Origin of the sequence: Dellaglioa algida (assembly GCF_030127605.1) — a bacterium.
Classification (GTDB): Bacteria; Bacillota; Bacilli; order Lactobacillales; family Lactobacillaceae; genus Dellaglioa; species Dellaglioa algida.
On record NZ_JANXLE010000002.1, the window covers coordinates 109,153 to 127,482 of the forward strand.

At 35.2% G+C, this 18,330-nt stretch carries 20 protein-coding genes and 1 other annotated feature; of the genes, 1 reads left to right on the forward strand and 19 read right to left on the reverse strand.

Annotation, left to right across the window (positions count from 1 at the left end; all coding sequences use genetic code 11):
* Positions 1–115 precede the first annotated feature (115 nt).
* The 13 genes from recO to hisS form a co-directional block, all read right to left on the reverse strand.
* On the reverse strand, positions 116–898 hold the full coding sequence (gene recO, locus N0K73_RS02240) for a DNA repair protein RecO (protein WP_112249934.1): 783 nt from the start codon (positions 896–898) through the stop codon (positions 116–118).
* 72 nt (positions 899–970) lie between these two features.
* On the reverse strand, positions 971–1,876 hold the full coding sequence (era, locus tag N0K73_RS02245; protein ID WP_057973585.1) for a GTPase Era: 906 nt from the start codon (positions 1,874–1,876) through the stop codon (positions 971–973).
* A gap of 42 nt (positions 1,877–1,918) precedes the next feature.
* The gene (locus N0K73_RS02250) at positions 1,919–2,323 is read right to left on the reverse strand and encodes a diacylglycerol kinase family protein (RefSeq protein ID WP_181647333.1); all 405 of its coding nucleotides are present in this window, start codon (positions 2,321–2,323) and stop codon (positions 1,919–1,921) included.
* Positions 2,301–2,786 (reverse strand): rRNA maturation RNase YbeY, encoded by a 486-nt coding sequence (ybeY, locus tag N0K73_RS02255; protein WP_057973586.1) that lies wholly within the window; start codon positions 2,784–2,786, stop codon positions 2,301–2,303. Before ybeY ends, N0K73_RS02250 begins: the two co-directional genes overlap by 23 nt.
* A gap of 161 nt (positions 2,787–2,947) precedes the next feature.
* Positions 2,948–3,391: a GatB/YqeY domain-containing protein gene (locus N0K73_RS02260; protein ID WP_057973587.1), complete on the reverse strand. Its 444-nt coding sequence runs from the start codon at positions 3,389–3,391 to the stop codon at positions 2,948–2,950.
* An 18-nt stretch (positions 3,392–3,409) separates the two neighbouring features.
* The gene (rpsU, locus tag N0K73_RS02265; RefSeq protein ID WP_057973588.1) at positions 3,410–3,598 is read right to left on the reverse strand and encodes a 30S ribosomal protein S21; all 189 of its coding nucleotides are present in this window, start codon (positions 3,596–3,598) and stop codon (positions 3,410–3,412) included.
* Between the two features lie 175 nt (positions 3,599–3,773).
* On the reverse strand, positions 3,774–4,664 hold the full coding sequence (locus N0K73_RS02270; RefSeq protein WP_057973589.1) for a deoxyribonuclease IV: 891 nt from the start codon (positions 4,662–4,664) through the stop codon (positions 3,774–3,776).
* Between the two features lie 110 nt (positions 4,665–4,774).
* Positions 4,775–5,584 carry an ABC transporter permease gene (locus N0K73_RS02275; protein WP_057973590.1) on the reverse strand — a complete coding sequence of 270 codons (810 nt, stop codon included), beginning with the start codon at positions 5,582–5,584 and terminating at the stop codon, positions 4,775–4,777.
* 18 nt (positions 5,585–5,602) lie between these two features.
* The gene (locus N0K73_RS02280; RefSeq protein WP_112249936.1) at positions 5,603–6,772 is read right to left on the reverse strand and encodes a CDP-glycerol glycerophosphotransferase family protein; all 1,170 of its coding nucleotides are present in this window, start codon (positions 6,770–6,772) and stop codon (positions 5,603–5,605) included.
* Between the two features lie 26 nt (positions 6,773–6,798).
* Positions 6,799–7,674 carry a YitT family protein gene (locus tag N0K73_RS02285; protein ID WP_057973592.1) on the reverse strand — a complete coding sequence of 292 codons (876 nt, stop codon included), beginning with the start codon at positions 7,672–7,674 and terminating at the stop codon, positions 6,799–6,801.
* Positions 7,675–7,824: 150 nt separating this feature from the next.
* Complete coding sequence (gene msrA, locus N0K73_RS02290) at positions 7,825–8,346, reverse strand: peptide-methionine (S)-S-oxide reductase MsrA (RefSeq protein WP_112249938.1); 522 nt, start codon at positions 8,344–8,346, stop codon at positions 7,825–7,827.
* 109 nt (positions 8,347–8,455) lie between these two features.
* Positions 8,456–10,225, reverse strand: a complete 1,770-nt coding sequence (gene aspS, locus N0K73_RS02295; RefSeq protein WP_284068601.1) for an aspartate--tRNA ligase — start codon at positions 10,223–10,225, stop codon at positions 8,456–8,458.
* Entirely contained in the window at positions 10,222–11,535 is a 1,314-nt protein-coding gene (hisS, locus tag N0K73_RS02300; RefSeq protein ID WP_112249942.1) for a histidine--tRNA ligase, read from the reverse strand. Before hisS ends, aspS begins: the two co-directional genes overlap by 4 nt.
* A gap of 58 nt (positions 11,536–11,593) precedes the next feature.
* Positions 11,594–11,781 (reverse strand) — a binding site (T-box leader).
* Between the two features lie 151 nt (positions 11,782–11,932).
* Between hisS and N0K73_RS02305 the strand changes: the two genes are divergently transcribed.
* Entirely contained in the window at positions 11,933–12,790 is an 858-nt protein-coding gene (locus tag N0K73_RS02305) for an N-acetylmuramoyl-L-alanine amidase family protein (RefSeq protein ID WP_112249944.1), read from the forward strand.
* 24 nt (positions 12,791–12,814) lie between these two features.
* On the opposite strand, the gene N0K73_RS02310 is transcribed toward N0K73_RS02305, so the two are convergent.
* The 6 genes from N0K73_RS02310 to prmA all read right to left on the reverse strand — a co-directional run bounded on the left by N0K73_RS02310 (position 12,815) and on the right by prmA (position 18,328).
* Entirely contained in the window at positions 12,815–13,438 is a 624-nt protein-coding gene (locus N0K73_RS02310) for an HAD-IA family hydrolase (RefSeq protein ID WP_225416475.1), read from the reverse strand.
* 72 nt (positions 13,439–13,510) lie between these two features.
* The gene (gene dtd, locus N0K73_RS02315) at positions 13,511–13,957 is read right to left on the reverse strand and encodes a D-aminoacyl-tRNA deacylase (RefSeq protein ID WP_112249948.1); all 447 of its coding nucleotides are present in this window, start codon (positions 13,955–13,957) and stop codon (positions 13,511–13,513) included.
* A 22-nt stretch (positions 13,958–13,979) separates the two neighbouring features.
* Positions 13,980–16,208: a RelA/SpoT family protein gene (locus tag N0K73_RS02320; RefSeq protein WP_057973599.1), complete on the reverse strand. Its 2,229-nt coding sequence runs from the start codon at positions 16,206–16,208 to the stop codon at positions 13,980–13,982.
* 75 nt (positions 16,209–16,283) lie between these two features.
* Positions 16,284–16,607 carry a hypothetical protein gene (locus N0K73_RS02325; RefSeq protein ID WP_112249950.1) on the reverse strand — a complete coding sequence of 108 codons (324 nt, stop codon included), beginning with the start codon at positions 16,605–16,607 and terminating at the stop codon, positions 16,284–16,286.
* Positions 16,608–16,642: 35 nt separating this feature from the next.
* A complete protein-coding gene (locus N0K73_RS02330; RefSeq protein ID WP_112249952.1) occupies positions 16,643–17,371 on the reverse strand; it encodes a 16S rRNA (uracil(1498)-N(3))-methyltransferase in 729 nt (242 codons plus the stop codon).
* A gap of 9 nt (positions 17,372–17,380) precedes the next feature.
* The gene (gene prmA / locus N0K73_RS02335; protein ID WP_112249953.1) at positions 17,381–18,328 is read right to left on the reverse strand and encodes a 50S ribosomal protein L11 methyltransferase; all 948 of its coding nucleotides are present in this window, start codon (positions 18,326–18,328) and stop codon (positions 17,381–17,383) included.
* Positions 18,329–18,330 lie beyond the last annotated feature (2 nt).

Sequence of the window (18,330 nt, forward strand, 5' to 3'; positions counted from 1 at the left end):
AATTACCTAGCTCGCACTATTCTAAGTTCGCTTCAATAATTATGTTTACCTTTTTTCATCATAATCCTGCTATTTATTTCTTTATAATCATAGTTTAGAAACAGTTATTTGTCAATTATATTTCGGGGTTTTTCTTTAATGACACCGGCCACGAACTCATTCCATCAATAAATTTTTTACTTTTTAAATTTAGACCAACACTATTATCATAAATAACATCAATAATCTGACGTAATTCTTTTTTAGTACGTTCAGCCACTTTAATAGAATTCAATTTATCAAGATTCACCACGGAAAACTGTCTTAAATAAAAAATTGCTTTTTGAGTGGCATGAAGTCGATTATTATCAAGATACCAATGTTTGGAGCAAAGTAATCCCCCATACGCTTCAGAATAATCAAATTCTCCTTGGGTCTCTCCGCCAACGGCACACCCCTGTAATTGGGGTTGCACACCAAAGACTGACAATAGCTGAATTTCAATAATATTGGTAATAATTTCTGCATCAAATTCTTCGTCAATTAATCGGATGGCCGTTGCCACCTTTTGATACCAAACCGGAATAGGTTCGTTATCTTTAAATGCAGCATCAATCAAACTAAAAATATAAGTCGTATACGCGTTACTAACGATATCTTGTGAAATCATTTTTAATTGTTCAAACTCCTTGGCGGCATTAATGAATGAAAGTCCATTATCGTTCAGGTTACCACTATAGGTACCAATCGTAAAAGGTAGCAATGCAGAAGATAATTTAAAGCCACGTTTTCGTGCACCTTTAATAAAAAACATTTTTTTACCATAACGATTCGTTAAAAATTTAATTAGTAAATCGCGCTCTTTATATTCTTTGCGATAAAGTAAAATACCTTCAAACTCTTCATTATTCTGAATGATGCTACACCTCCTTGTCTATACAAATAAAAATCGGAACAAAAATTATCTTTGTTCCGATCATTTATCTATTTTTTAATAATCATCTTCACGGTAACCGAATGCTTTTAAATCTGTTTGTTTATCGCGCCAATTTTTTTGAACTTTAACCCAAAGTTCTAAATAAACGCGATCTCCCATCATTGTTTCGATATCTTTTCTAGCCTTCACACCGATATCTTTTAGCATCTTACCGCCTTTACCAATGATAATTCCCTTTTGAGTTGGGCGTTCAACAATAATTGTTGCAGAAATATGCAATTTTTCTTCGTCTTCTTTTTTGATATCCTCGACTAAGACCGCAACTGAATGAGGAACTTCTTCACGTGTTAACTGTAAAACTTTTTCACGAATTAATTCGCCCATAACAAATCGTTCCGGATGATCCGTAATTTGATCTTCAGGGTAGAATTGTGGTCCTTCAGGTAATTCACTAACCAATGAATCTACAAGTTCGTCAACATTATTTCCTTTAAGCGCAGAAATTGGAAAAACTTCTTTGTAATCTAAAGATTCACGGTATGATTCCACAATGGCCAATATTTCATCAGGATGGATTTGGTCTATTTTATTGATAACTAAGTAAATTGGTTTCTTAGTATCTTTTAAACGATCAATAATAAAGTTATCTCCGGGTCCTCGTTTCTCCATTGCGTTGACCATGAATAAAATAGCATCCACTTCTCCAAGCGTTGAAAGCGCAGATTTAACCATGAAATCGCCTAGACGACTCTTAGGTTTATGGACACCGGGCGTATCAATAAAGACAATTTGTGCATCATCAGTCGTATAAATACCTTGAATTTTATTTCTGGTAGTTTGTGCTTTATCACTCATAATAGCAATTTTTTGGCCCATAACATTATTTAAAAATGTTGATTTACCAACATTAGGACGTCCTAAAATAGCCACAAATCCTGAATGAAATTTTTTATTTTGCATTAATTAATTCTCCTCTTATTGTGTATCTTCTGTTTCAATTGATTACTCAAAAAATAACTCTAACAGTTGTGGAATAAAAATTAGACATCCCACAATCATAGCGAAAAGTGCTGATAACAAAACCGCCGCGGCAGACATATCTTTAACCTTTTTCGCAATCTCGTTGTATTTATTACCAGTTGTTAAATCAACTAGGTTTTCAATAACTGTGTTCCAAACCTCATTGATAATAACCATACTAATACTTAAAGCCAGCCATAACCATTCCGTTTCAGAAATTTGAAAGATAGCTGCGCAAATGGATACAAATACCATCATTGCCACATGTTTTTTCATATTTCTTTCTTCTTTAAAAACCGTAACAAGTCCATCTAAAGAATGACCTAATGACGATAAAAATGTTCGATTTTTTTTAATTTGGCGCTTATCGTTTAAGGCCATAAGCATCAAGTATCTCAGTTTGTAAGCCAAACATTTCTTTTTCATCTTCAGGTTCCATATGATCATAACCGTTTAGATGTAAAAAGCCATGTACAGTTAAAAAACCAAGTTCCCGTTCGTAAGAATGACCATAATCAACCGCTTGCTCAGCAACCTTTTCCGTTGAAATCATGATATCACCAATATTTTTAGCAATTTCTGGCATTTCCATATCCTCATCGGTAGGGAAAATAATCGGCATATCATCGCCGTCCTCTTCAATTGCAAAACTGATAACATCTGTTGGTCGATCAACATTACGATATTCCCGATTAATTTTATGAATTTCTTCGTTATTCATTAAAGTTACTGACATTTCCGTATCATCTGGTAACTCAATTTTCTTACCCGCGAAATCAAGAATTTCTTTAATTAATTTAATATTTTTTTCTGGTTCTGCTTCAGTATGGTCAAAAATTTCTAAATCCATAATAGCCCTCTTTAAATTCATTTTATATGTCCTAAAGTTACTTAACTCAAATAATAGCATATTTTTAAGACTAACTAAAGTCAATTAGGCGTTTCTTTATCCTTTTGCCCAATTAACAAAAAAAGGAATCACAATTCAAATTGAATTGTGATTCCTTTTTGCTAATTTAATAATGATTTAACTGTCTCACTAATAACCTTGCCATCAGCGCGTCCCTTAAGTTTAGGAATAACCGCACCCATGACTTTTCCAAAATCTGCTTTTGAAGTTGCCCCAACTTGTGAAATAACTTCTTTCACAATATCAGTAACTTCTTCGGCCGATAATTGTTCAGGTAAATAATTTTCGACAATTTTAATTTCCATATCAAGACTTTCTAAAAGATCGTCTCGACCAGCACTTTTGAATTCCGCATAAGATTCTTTACGTTGTTTTAACTCGCGAGCCAATAAAACAGTTTCATCATCGGTTGATAATTCATGACCTGCTTTAATTTCTTCGTTCGTAACAGCTGCTTTAAGCATTCTTACGGTACTTAAAGTTTGTTTATCTTTTGCTTTCATCGCTTGTTTTAAATCGTTATTAAGTGTTTCTAATAGACTCAACGTTGATTCCTCCCTAGACTAGAAGCGTTTCTTAGTTGTTTTACGCTTTCTTGCTGCTTCGGATTTCTTCTTACGTTTCACACTTGGCTTTTCATAGAATTCGCGTTTACGGTATTCTTGTAATGTACCTGTTTTAGAAACGGAACGTTTAAAGCGACGAAGAGCATCATCGAGAGATTCGTTTTTACGTACGACTGTCTTTGACATAGATATCCCTCCCTCCGAGCTTGAATGTAACCGTCTTTTTATGCATTAAGTTGCATCGTCAAACTGTCCTTGTTCATTATAACCAAAGTCTCAATCGACGTCAATAAATCTTTTATAAAATATTTAAGATAACCTCATAATTCATGTTTTATCTTCTTTTTTGACATTTATCTAATTAATTCATACCAAGTTCAGCTAATAAATTAGGGTTAAATACGTTCTCTTTAAACATTGTTATTTCCTTTTTATATGGTGATTGTTGCGTTTTTTTGTCTAAACCTACGTAAGGCGTTTCTAATATTTTAGGAACGGTGGCAAATCTTTCATCATGAACAATACTGTTCAACGCCTCAAATCCAATTTCACCGAAACCGATATTAGCGTGTCTATCCTTATGACTACCCTGAATATTTTTTGAATCATTAATATGAAAAACTTTTAATCGATCAATTCCGATAACATCATCAAAATGTTTAATAACTGATTCAAAATCGGTTTTAATATCATAGCCCGCATCGCTAGTATGACAAGTATCAAAAGTAACAGATAACTTATCATTTAACTTCACGCCATTAATCATTTGTGCAATTTCTTCAAATGATCTCCCGACCTCAGTCCCTTTACCCGCCATCGTTTCAATGGCAATTTGAATCGTTTGGTCGGGCGTCAACACTTCATTTAATCCCTCAATAATATGATTAATTGCGGCATCTGCACCTGCACCAACATGTGCCCCTGGATGAAGTGTCATCTGAGTAGCTCCTAATGCTTCGGCACGATCTATTTCAGCTTTCAAAAAATCAATTGCAAAAGAAAAGTTTTCTGGTTTAACGGTATTACCTAAATTTATTATATATGGTGCATGGACAACGATATCACTTAATCCGTGTTCCGCCATAAATGCCTGCCCTTTTGGAATGTTCATCTCAGAAACATCTTTACGTCTTGTGTTTTGAGGAGCCCCTGTGTAGATCATAAATGTACTTGCGCCGTTACTTGCAGCTTCCTCAGCAGAACCGAGTAACATTTCTTTCCCCTTCATCCCAACATGTGATCCTATCAACATGATTCACTACCCCTTTTCCGTTTTTTTAATTATTAATATTATACCATTTATTATAAAAAAGATTTAGAAAACCCGTTTTACGGCAAGTTTTCTAAATCTTTTCTTCTAACTTAAATTAAATCAACGAAATGAGCTCTAAATTTATAATGTAGATGTGATCCCACTAAGAGGAACATCAATGTAATTGACCAAAACAACAACAGTTGAGTTGGATGGTCAAAGAACCAGCCTTCACTCAAAAAACTCTCTCTAAATCCTGCAACTAAATAGTTAAACGGATTAATTTGTAAAATCCTTACAAAAACCTTTGGAAAACTACCTGAGTTCAAATTGAATAAAATCCCAGACATGTAAAACAACATTCTCATGATTGATTGGAGCGCGATATAATAATCACGAGCCAAAATTGAGATTGTCGAATTAAAAATACCAAAAGAGAATAAAAATACAATCATACAAAAGAAGTAATAAATATACTGTAACCAGTATATTGTCGGTGTCACGCCGGACAATAATAAGACGATGATACTAAAACCAAACATGACCCAGTATGCAGTCATCTGGCTAATCATCCGAATAGTCGGTAAAACGCTGACTGGAAACTTCATTTTAGCAACCAATCCAACCTTCTCATAAACGCTACGAGACATGCCAAGTACACTTGCATTTATGAATAACCATGGTGCTATCCCGACCATCATCCAGGCAAAGTAATTAACACCATCGATTTGTTGACCCGCATGCAATGCCACTCCGAAAACAAGATAGTAAATTCCGATTTGAATCATTGGGTTCAAGAACTCCCAAGCAATTCCTAGGTAATGACTCTGGTAAGTTGCTCGATCTTCATACTTTGAAACTCTAAATATGATTGGTAAATTTTCAAATTGCTCTCTTATAATTGAAATAACTTTTTTCAATACGTTGACGCTCCTTATTTACTTAAAATAATAATCCAGAACACGCTTCGTTGCGTATCCATCATTAGCTGTATTCCATAATAAATTAAATGTGTCTAATTGTCTATCACTATTTTGAACTTTTTGATAGGCATTAACTAGTTCGTTCATTGTTTGCACAATTGGTCCTGGTGCCCACTCGTGAAACTCGGATTGAATACCAATACTGTCCTTATAGATTTGATAATCGAAACAATAAAATAATATCTGTTCAGCGTTAGGTAGTAGACTAAAATCAAAAACGACAGACGAATAATCAGTGATTAAGCAGTTCGTAATAGTCAATAATTCACCAGTTGAGTAATCATCTACCCAAACGATATCTTTGGACAAAATTGATTTTAATTCAATTTCCTTATCCCGCAAATGTGGATGTAACTTAATAATTAACTTTGTTTCATCATCTAGAAGTTTTTGAATATTTGAAAAATCTTCTGGTAGCTCTAATGCCACATCTCCACTTATATTTTCCCGATAGGTGGGAGCATACAAGATAACTTTTTTATTCTTTAAATTGGGGTAACTGGCAAAAATATTATTTTTCATTTTATTTTGCCAATCAATATTTTGAAATTTATCTGAGGCAGGATAGCCGATTTCTAAAATCCTATCAGTATCAATATGATAACTTTGTTCAAATACGGCACCCATTTTAGTTGACCCAACGATAAAATTATCAAACTGGTCATAAACTGCCTGAAATCTTTTTTTATCTGAATCCGAACGGTTGTTTGTTTTAGGTTCATCCCAACCAAATGATTTAATTGCCCCATTTGCATGCCACAATTGAACTATTTTCGTTGATTTTTTTGTATACATAGTCGCTAAGAAAGCAAAGTAATTATCAACAAAAAGTAGACTGCTTTTAGAAATTAAAGGAATTAGATTTAACACAAAAGAGATGTTTTCAACAAACATTTTTGTTTCGATACCTATTTTTTGAATTTCTATGGCTTCTAATTCCATTGAAGGACGATAAAAAACAATTAAGTGTTGCTTACGCGCTAAACATCTTTCATTCAATCGTTGAATAAAATCAATGTTGCCTCCAAAACTCATTAAATAAGAAACGTTATCACTCTTTTTAGAGAAACTTATTAGCGACATTATTTTGATAAGAAATAAGAAGAGATTTTTTTTAATTTGCATAACTCAATAATCCTTTAATTTATAATTTATAATGCCTGCTCATAAAAACGTCCCCAAATTTGGACGTTTTCTGAGATACTAACGAATGCGACTGGATCTGACTCTTCCATTGCATCATGCAATTCATTTTGCTCATATCTTGATATTACAGTAATTAAAAGTGTTTTATCATCGTGATGATATGCCCCTTCAACGTCGTTCACGATTGTGATACCACGGCGCATATGATTTTGAATCGAATCAATGACACTTTTTGGACGGCTCGTTACAATCATAACTTGCATTTTTTGTTGTCTCGTATAAACCATATCCATAACTCTAGCATTTACAAATAACCCTAAGGCAGAATAAAAGGCGTATGGCCATCCATAAATAAATCCGGCAGCCAAAACAATGAAGGCATTGAAAATAATATTAATCGTTCCAATGCTTTTACCCGTTTTCTTTTTAATCGTTAACCCGATGATGTCTAATCCACCAGTTGAGATACCATTTCTAAGTGCTAGACCCGTTCCAAACCCATTAACTGCCCCTCCAAAAATTGCACAGATAATGGGATCGGTCGTTAAGGTCACTGGCGTAATTGCTTTAATCATAATACTTGAAAAAACAACCGCTAAGAAAGTAAAAACGGTAAAACGATGACCAATTTTATTCCAAGCTAAAACGAACATTGGTGTATTTAACAGAAATAGCAATAAGGCAGTCGAAATTTGGAAAGGTGCGTACCGACTAAGTAAAGTTGACACCAATTGTGCTAGTCCGGTAATACCAGATGCATATATTTTACCTGGCGTCCAAAAAAAGTTCATCGCAACGGAAACTAATATCGCATAAATAAATGCCGTTGAAGCTTTGGCCGCATATGAATGCTTTTTAAAAATTTGTTGCAGATCGTCCATGATCAAAAAACCTCACATTTCATTTTGACAATTTATGAATATTATACCATTCATTGCATTTATATGCCGTTAGACATTAATTTATCAATTAAAACTTAATATATACAAAAAAACTCTCCGAAATTAGTATTCGAAAAGTCTCTTTTTACCCTATTCAGATTTCCATACGGATTCTTTAAATTGCTGACGACCACCATTTTCTTCTATGACAAATCGTCTTGGGTTCTTTTTATAAAACTCTTGATGATAGTCTTCCGCTGCATAAAATGGGCCAGCATCTTCAATACTTGTTACAATTGGTTCTTTAAAACGATGACTGTCAATTAACGCTTGTTTTGATACTTCCGCAACTTTTTTTTGGTCATCGCCCAAAGTATAAATGACAGGTCGATAAGATTCACCCCTGTCTTGAAACTGGCCCATTGCATCAGTTGGGTCAGTCTGACGCCAATAAATATCTACTAACTGAGAATAATTAATTTGGTTAGGGTCAAACGTAATCTCTACAGCTTCTGTATGTCCTGTCGTTTCTGAAACGACATCTTCGTATGTCGGATTTTTTGTGTGTCCACCAGTATATCCAGACACAACGTTTAAAATTCCAGGTTGTTCTTCGAATGGTTCCACCATGCACCAGAAACAGCCACCAGAAAATATTGCTTTTTCACTCATAGTTATCGTCTCCTTTTTTTATTGTGCTAAGCATAGCTTAACCCACCAAAAATTGATATTTTTTTGCTTAAAAAAAGACTAATGAACTTAATCATTAGTCTTTGCATTCTTATTTCATATCTTGTTCATTAATTTTTAACGATAATTCATCCAATTGTTTAGTTGCAACTGAACTAGGCGCATTGGTTAATGGTTCTGATGCTTTTGAGTTTTTGGGGAACGCAATAACCTCACGAATGTTATCTTTTTTAGCCAACAACATTGCAAATCTATCTAACCCAATGGCTAAACCGCCATGAGGTGGGAAGCCGTAATCAAGTGCATCTAAGAAGAATCCAAATTGTTCTTCTGCACTTTCTTTAGTAAATCCTAATGCTTTAAACATTTTTTCTTGAATATCGCGTTTATGAATACGGATCGAGCCGCCACCCAATTCATAACCATTTAAAATGATATCATAACTTTGCGCATGTGCTTCATGCGGATTTTCATCAAGTAAATGAACATCTTCTTCATTCGGCATAGTGAACGGATGATGCGCAGCAATATACTTATCAAAATCCTCACTGTATTCAAATAATGGCCAATCAACAACCCAAAGAAATGCAAATCGACTTTCATCAATCATGTCCATTTCTTTAGCAATATCGTTGCGTAAGTACCCTAGTGAGGCACGGACGACACTGGCCTTATCAGCAACAAATAAAATTAAATCGCCAACATTTGCGCCGGCTACTTCTTTAATCACATCAACGTGATCATTCAAGAATTTAGCGATTGGACCACTGAAGCCTTCCTCAGTCACCTTGACCCAAGCTAATCCTTTAGCGCCAAATCGTTCAATATAAGCTGTCTTAGCATCAATTGCTTTACGCGAATACTTATCGGCACCGCCAGGAATGGCAATTGCATTAACAAGTCCACCATTTTCCAAAGTATTAGTAAATACTTTAAAATCAATATCCTTAACGGCTTCCGCCATATCTTTTAATTCCATGTCAAATCTGATATCTGGTTTTTCAGAACCATATCTTGCCATTGATTCGTTCCATGTCATACGTTGTAAAGGTAATTCAAGATCAATATCCAGGGTATCTTTCATGACACGTTTCAATAAACCTTCAGTTAAATCTTGAATTTCTTCAGCAGACATAAATGAAGTCTCTAAATCAATTTGAGTAAATTCTGGTTGACGATCACCACGCAAATCTTCATCTCTAAAACAACGAGCAATTTGATAGTAACGATCAAAACCGGCATTCATTAACAATTGTTTGAACAATTGAGGTGATTGTGGCAACGCATAGAAGTGCCCAGGATAAACACGTGAAGGTACTAAATAATCACGTGCCCCTTCAGGCGTTGATTTAGTTAGGTACGGTGTTTCGATATCAACAAACTTTTGATCATCCAAATAGCTATGAACTGATTGTGTAATGCGGCTACGAATCATCAATGATTTTTGCATCTCAGGACGACGTAAATCTAAATAACGATATTTTAATCGCGTATCATCTGCAACATTAATATCATCTTGTATTTCAAATGGTGGTGTTTTAGCCTTGTTTAAAATAATTGTATTATGAACTTCAACTTCAACTTTACCCGTTTTCATTCTTGGGTTAATTGCTTTAGCATCACGTGCAGTGACTTGTCCTTCAATTTCAATGACAAATTCGTTACGTAATTCTTCTGCAACTTTCAAAGCTTCAGAATCAAATTCTTGGCTAAATACTAATTGGACGATACCTTCACGATCACGTAGGTCAATAAAAATTAAATTTCCTAAATCACGTCGTTTTTGAACCCATCCTTTTAAGGTCACTGTTTGACCAATAAAAGTTTCATCAACTAAACCACTATATGTTGTTCTTTTCATTCTCCATCAGCCTCTACTTCCAATTTTAATGCGTTTTGATATACTTTTGAAAAATCTGTATAAACATCGCTTAATTTCACTGTAACTTCTTGACTTGTTTTCATATTTTTAAAGTTTAAAGTTTGCGTTTCTAATTCACTCTCGCCCAATGTCATTACAAAATGAGCGTTCATACGGTTAGCCGATTTAAATTGACCTTTGGGCTTACGATTCAAGTAATCCCTCTCAACTGAAAATCCAGCTTTACGCATTGACTGTACAAGTTTTAATGATTCAATATTTGTTTCTTCACCAATACCCACAACATAAACGTCTAAGTCTTGTTCAACGGGCAATTTAGCATCTTCGGCTTCAAGCACTAGTAATAATCTCTCAATACCCAAACCAAACCCAATCCCAGGTGTTTCAGGTCCACCCAATTGTTCGACAAGCCCGTTGTAACGTCCACCAGCGCAGATAGTCGTAAATTTACCACCAAATGCTTTCGAGTCAGACATTATTTCAAAGATAGTATGGTTATAATAATCAAGTCCACGGACCATTGTTGAATCAACTTCATATGAGATTTTCAACGCATCAAGCAACTCTTTGACTTGATCAAAATGTTTTTGAGAATCCTCACTCAGATAATCAAGAATTGATGGTGCATTTTTTACGATTTCTTGATCGCCTTTATCTTTACTATCTAATACACGCAACGGATTTTTTTCCAAACGTGCCTTAGAATCATCGCTTAATTGATCCTTAAAAGGGATTAAATAAGCAACTAGCGCATCTCGATAGTTATCGCGACTATCGTTATCACCCAAAGTATTAATCGCTAATTTCAGATTAGTCAATCCAAATTTTGATAAGAAATCAATTGCCATTGCCATAACTTCAACATCAAGCGTTGGGTTATCAACACCAAATGCTTCGACACCAATTTGATGGAATTGACGTAATCGTCCAGATTGAGGTCGTTCATATCGGAACATTGGTCCAATATAATACGTTTTAAATGGCTTTTGAATTTCTGGTCCATAAAGTTTATTTTCAACATACGCTCTGACAACTCCGGCCGTTCCTTCAGGACGTAACGTTATATGACGATCGCCTTTGTCCTTAAAATCGTACATTTCCTTCGTTACAATATCTGAAGTATCCCCTGAAGTTCTTGAGAAAACCTCAAAGTGTTCAAAAAGTGGCGTTCTAATTTCCTCGTACTGATAACTAGAGAATATTTTTCTTGCCGTTTCTTCAACATATTGCCATTTCTTTGAATCAGTTGGAATAATATCAGCAGTGCCTTTTGGACGTTGAAATTTCATTATAAATCCTCCTGTTTTTGGGCATCATATAGACAAAAAAGCACCCTCATCTAAATACGACAAGGGTGCTTTTGCACGGTACCACCTTAATTTTTTACTAATAGCTTAACGCAACTTAAACGACATGTGGTTTAAACACACGCACCTCAAAAGTGTCTTTCAGTTTATCAAAATGGTGAATATTTCAGCAAATCATTCACTCTCTGTTCATTTTATTCAACTTAATTTCTTTTTCATCGGCTTTAATATTTTATTACCTTTAAATTTACCCGAATGCACCCTTAAAGTCAAGTGTGGCTTAACTTTCAATATTGCCCAAAATTGATTCTTACTATTAGTCAAATATTTGGTATAATACAACTTAGATTCAATTTCTGATAGTTAAAGGAGCACGTCGATGGCAACAGGGAGAAAACAAGGCGCCAGCGTAAACTGGCCAAGAGTCATTTTATTGATTATCATCTTTTCCACCCTATGCTTAGGTGCGGTGAAAACGATGAGTTACTTAGGGGAAACTGTTGTTGAATCAGACAATATCAACGTACGTACAGGACCTAGCACGTCATTTAAAGTAACCGATACTTTAAAAAAAGGAGAACGCATCTCCATTATTCGAGAAAAAAATAATTGGTCATATGTTTTACTTCCTAATGACAAAAAAGGCTGGGTTGCAAATTGGCTTCTTTCTAAAAAAAATGCCACAGTCACAAAACTGTCTGAGGCAACAATTGTTTTAGATCCCGGACACGGTGGTAATGATTCAGGAGCCCTCTCAATTAAAAAGAAACAAGAAAAAATTTATACACTTCAAATGGCGACAAAAGTAGCTAATCTCCTCAAAGCGCGTGGCGCTAACGTTCTTTTAACTCGAGACTCCGATTCATATGTTGGTTTAACACCGCGCGCAAAACTTGCTGAATCGAATAATGCAGACGCATTTATTAGTTTTCATTTTGATTCATCACCCAATGACAATGAGGCAACAGGATTAACCAGTTACTATTATAAGAAATCGACAGATTTAGCGCTCGCTTCAGCATTAAACGTTGAACTGAACAATACCGGTCTCAATAATCGTGGAACCGAATTTGGAGATTTCCTCGTTTTGAGAGAAAATACGCAACCATCGGTTTTACTGGAACTTGGCTACATTAATACTAAATATGACTTTAAGTTAATTCAAAATGATAATTTCCAAGAAAAAACGGCTGAATCGATTGTTAATGGCTTAGATAACTATTTCAAAAATAAATAAGACGATGACTAAAATGTCATCGTCTTATTTTTCGATTAAATCGATTAATTTCAAAACGCGTTTTTCTGGAACTTCGACAGTTGTAATCATTTGGTCAAAATCGAACAGATAGCCTTTCATTCCCGCATTATGTCCTGCCGCAATGTCTAGCTCACGATCACCTATCATTGCGGCCGTTTGTAAATCAACCCCATTTTTTTCTACAAGATAATTAAGCGATGCTGGATTTGGTTTTCTTGGAAATTTTTGATTCGCAGTTACAAAATCTGAAAATAAATTTAAGACATGCTTTTCGTTCATCATATCAATCGCACTTTGATTTCTATGAGTTAATAGGAAGTTATGTCCGCCATTGTTAGTTACCCATTCGCAAACTTCCTTGGCACCCGGAAATAATTTTACATTAACCTGTTCTTTTATCTCTAAGTTAGTATAATTTTCTTTTAATTTATCTACATTCAAACTTGGGTTCAAATTAGAATATAGTTGAATTGCCTGTCTAACAGATTTTTCTCGCATAATCTGATAAATCTCCTCACCGGCAACACTAATATTTTGTAATTGAAGTGCTTTTTGAAATGCGTTAACCATCCCTGGGTAAGTATCAAAAAGTGTCCCATCAAAGTCCCAAAAATAATTATTTACCATTATCTAACCCTCTTCTTTCTATCGATTAAAACCTAAAAAGGTGTACTAGAGACCTGACTCTAATACACCTTCTTATTTTTGTTCAGAATCAAAAATGATTGTTACGGGACCATCATTTAAAAGCTCAATCGCCATATCTGCTCCAAATTGTCCAGTTTTTACAACGGATACAACATTAGCTAACTTTTGATTGAATTCCTCATAATGTTTTTCAGCTAATTCAGGTTCTTCTGCCAGCGAAAAACCAGGTCTATTTCCTTTTTTTGTTGATGCATACAACGTAAATTGCGAAATGGACAGAATCTCTCCCGAAATTTCTTGAATACTTAAATTCATTTTACCGTCGTTATCTTCAAATAATCGAGAGTTTGAAATTTTTTTAACCATATAATCTATTTCATTGGATGTATCACCGAATTTAAATCCCACTAATAAGAGATAACCCGCATTAACCCGATTAAATACTTGACCATCTATTGTGACGCTAGCATGTTTCACGCGCTGAACAACAACTTTCATTTTTAACCCTCCATTAAAAAAATTAATGAATCTTTCTTTTGACTGCGTACACGTCTTCAACACTCTTTAGCGTCTCCATCGTTCTTTCTAATTGAATGATATCTTTCACACCGACTGAAACATCCATTGTTGCAATTTTGTTATTGTCTACACGACCATTAACTGAGCTTAATTGCTTAGTTGTATTATTCAATGATTGTAAAATGTCATTTAAAAGTCCCGAACGATTGTAGCCTTGAATTTCTAAATCAGATTGATAGTTAGCCTTATTATCTGTAACTTTTTCCCATTTTACGCTAATAATCCGTTCACCAGATTCTTCAGCTTTAATCACATTGGGACATTCAACGCGATGAATTGAAACACCACGTCCTTTAGTAATGTACCCAATAATATTGTCTCCCGGAATTGGATTACAACAATGGCTGAGTCGAACAAGTAAATTATCAACGCCATCGATTACAATGCCACCATCATGGCTACTCTTACGATTCTTATCAGGCGTTTCAGCTTTTTTAAGTGGTTTATGATCTTCCAAAATCGCTTTTTGTTCATTTACTTGTCGGACCTCTTCCTCTTTAGAACGAATGTCCTCAGTTAGCGTATTAGCTGTTCCCAATGTTGCAATTTCACCAAAACCAATTGCAGCATACAAATCATCTGCTTCAGCTAATTGTTTCTTATCTAAGAGTCGTTTCATATTTTCTTTAGTGATAACTTCTTTTGGATCAAAACCTAAATCAATAAGTTGAATGGTTAGTAACTCTTCACCCTTTGTGATGTTAGCAACACGATCTTGTAATTTAAAGAAACGTTTAATTTTATTACGCGCTTTATTTGTGTGTACCAAGTTTACCCAATCCCGACTAGGCCCCATTGAACTCTTACTCGTTAGAATATCAACAATGTCCCCATTCTTAACTTGGTAATCTAATGGGACAATCTTACCATTTACTTTTGCCCCTGTCGTATGATGACCGATTTCAGTATGAATACTGTAAGCCATATCAAGCGGTCCCGCACCTTTAGGTAGTTCAAAAACATCACCTTTTGGCGTGAAAACATAGACCCGATCGCCAAAGATATCGCCCTTAACACTTTCCATAAAATCAGAAGCGTCATCGGTTTCATCTTGCAATTCAATAATTTCTTTAAACCAGTTTAATTTTGTTCCAGCGTCATCTTGTTGAACTTTTTCTTTTACGCCTTCTTTATAAGCCCAATGTGCAGCGACTCCAAATTCAGCAATTTCATGCATCTCTTTAGTTCTGATCTGAACTTCAAAGGGACGACCTTCTGGGCCAACAACAGTCGTATGAAGTGACTGATATAAGTTAGCTTTAGGTATTGCAATATAATCTTTAAATCTGCCAGGCATTGGTTTCCATCTCGAATGAATGGCCCCTAGTACTGCGTAACAATCTTTAATTGATCCAACAATCACCCTGACCGCTAAAAGATCATAAATTTGAGAAAATTGTTTATGTTGATCTTTCATTTTTTTATAAACGGAATATAAATGTTTTGGACGGCCATAAATTTCACTCGAAACTTTCAAATCGCTAATGGATATCTTAATTTCCTCAATCGCACCGGAAATATATTCTTCACGTTCCTCACGTTTTGAATTCATCAAATGGACAATTCGATAATACTGTTGTGGATTCAAATAACGCAGTGAACTATCTTCTAGCTCCCATTTAATCGTGCTAATACCCAAACGATCTGCCAAAGGTGCATAAATCTCTAACGTTTCATTCGCAATTCGACGTTGTTTATCCGGACGTAAATGTTTCAACGTTCGCATATTATGCAATCGATCCGCCAATTTAACAATAATTACTCGTAAATCTTTAGACATGGCTAAAAGTAACTTACGATGATTTTCAGCCAACTGTTCTTGGTGAGATTTATATTGAATCTGCCCAAGTTTAGTAACACCATCAACGATTACTTCTACGTCTTTTCCAAAAAGTTCACCTAAATCACCTAAAGTAACCTGTGTGTCTTCAACAACATCGTGTAAAAATCCGGCACTAACTGTTTCAGGGTCCATTTTTAATTCAGCTAAGATACCAGCAACTTGTATCGGATGCATAATATAGGGTTCACCCGACTTGCGATATTGGTCTTTATGAACATACGTAGCAAAATCACACGCTTTTTGTACAAATTTAACGTGTTCTTCATTCATGTAGCTTTCAACGATTTCCAAGACGTCTCTAGCGCTCCACATTTCTTCTTTTGTCATATCTAAACACCTCTTTTTATATAAAATAAAAGTACGCGATGACATAATCCAGTCGGCGTACTTACGTATTCATAATTAATTTTTTGAAATTCCCCATGTTAATAACGACAAGCAGAGATAAATGAGCGCAAAAAGAATCATCACACTTTGAAACAAGTGAAATAAGACGCCAATTACAAAAATTATCGGGAAGAAAAAAACAAAAATTAAGCTGTGATTACTTTTACCTACAACGACACCAACAGCAATGGCATAAATCACATTTACTACAAATAACGAAACACCAATCTTCACAACGTCATTTGCATTGGCCAAGGTTAACAACATTGGTAAAACAATCCCAACAGCAACACCTACTGCCAAATACCATGCAGAAGTTATATTTAATACTTTTTTCAAAAATTTTCCCTCATTTCATTTTCTCATGCTTCATTTTAACTTAATTCACTAAAAAATGAAAGACTCGCCAACAGGTATAATGGAGCTGTTTCCGCACGTAATATCCTGGGCCCCAGCCCAACTTTTTTATAACCAACTGAAGATAATTTATTAATTTCAGCTTCGGAAATACCACCCTCTGAACCAAACACTGCAATCAAATTTTGATTAGGCTCAATTAAATCAAATGATTTTTTTAATTGACTGACCTCACCTTGCTTAGCTGATTCTTCATAGGCAACAATCTGAATATCATAAGATTGTTGAAATAATTCATCAATCTTATTAACGTAGGAAATTGTTGGAATTACAGTTCGATGCGATTGTTCCGCTGCGCCCTTAGCAATTTTTTGTAGCCGTTCAATTTTCTTAGCTTGTTTTTTCTGATCCCATTTAGCGATAGAAAAATCACTATTAAAAAAGATAAATCCGCTGGCACCCATTTCAGTTCCTTTTTGTACAATCCAATCAGCTTTATCTTTTTTTGAAAGGGCTGACGCAATTGTAACTGCAATTGGTAATTCAACTTGCGATTCTACTGTCAGTTGATACTCAAAATTAACAAAACTGTCGGTAATTTGTGTTGCTTTTGCAACGACAACTTCCTCCGACTGTTTTACTAATTCAACCTTGTCACCAACTGCTAAACGCATGACCTTAGTGGCATGATGGAAATCCTCATCCGTCAAAACCAACTCATTAGATTTCAAAAAATATCTTTGCATCCTTAGTCCCTAACCTTCCGAGTCCATTTTAACTGCAATGATTGAAAACCAATCACCCATATTTAATATTTGCTGTATTTCAAACCCACCATTTATCAGTGATGATTTAATTAAATTAACCTTATCCGCAATGATACCAGAAGTTACGAAATAACCCCCAGAATTTAAACTATTTTTAGCTTGTGGAATTAGAGGCACAATAATTTCGGACAGAATGTTAGCAACAATTAAATCAACTTTTTTCTCGATTCCGTTCAGCAAGTCATTTGCTGCAACGTGAACATCGCTCGCTACCGGATTTAAGTCAAAATTTAACATCGCAGCTTCAACTGCAATATCATCCAGATCATAAGCATCAATTTGTCCCACGCCAAGATGCTTAGCAGCGATACTTAAAACCCCTGAGCCGGTTCCAACATCTATCATCGTCTCACCGCCACGAATGACTTGTTCTAGTGCAACTAAGGCCAGTCGAGTTGTTGGGTGTGTCCCTGTTCCAAACGCCTTCCCTGGATCCAACCGAATCACTTTTTCGTCCAACTGGCTGGGTTCGTATTTCTCCCAACTTGGTACAATGGTTAAGAAACGTGTCACTCTAACAGGATGGTAGTATTGTTGCCATTCTAATCCCCATCCCTGATCATCAACTTCGGTCGATTCAATTAATCCCTGTCCTATATTAAGACCAAAATCTACCAACTGATTAACCTTACTTTGGATAACGGGTAATATTTCAGGAATAAATACTATTTCCGGAAAAAAAGCGGACACTTTAGCACCTTCAATTTGATGCTCAACAAATCCAAAATCATACCCAGATAAATTATCCTGCATTAATTTTTCAAAGTCCTTTGAGTCATCAATTTGAACGCCCTCGGCACCACTTTCAATTAAAATATTTGAAACGGCTTCAACAGCTTCACTACTAGTTAAGACACTTAATTCGGTCCACTTCAAAA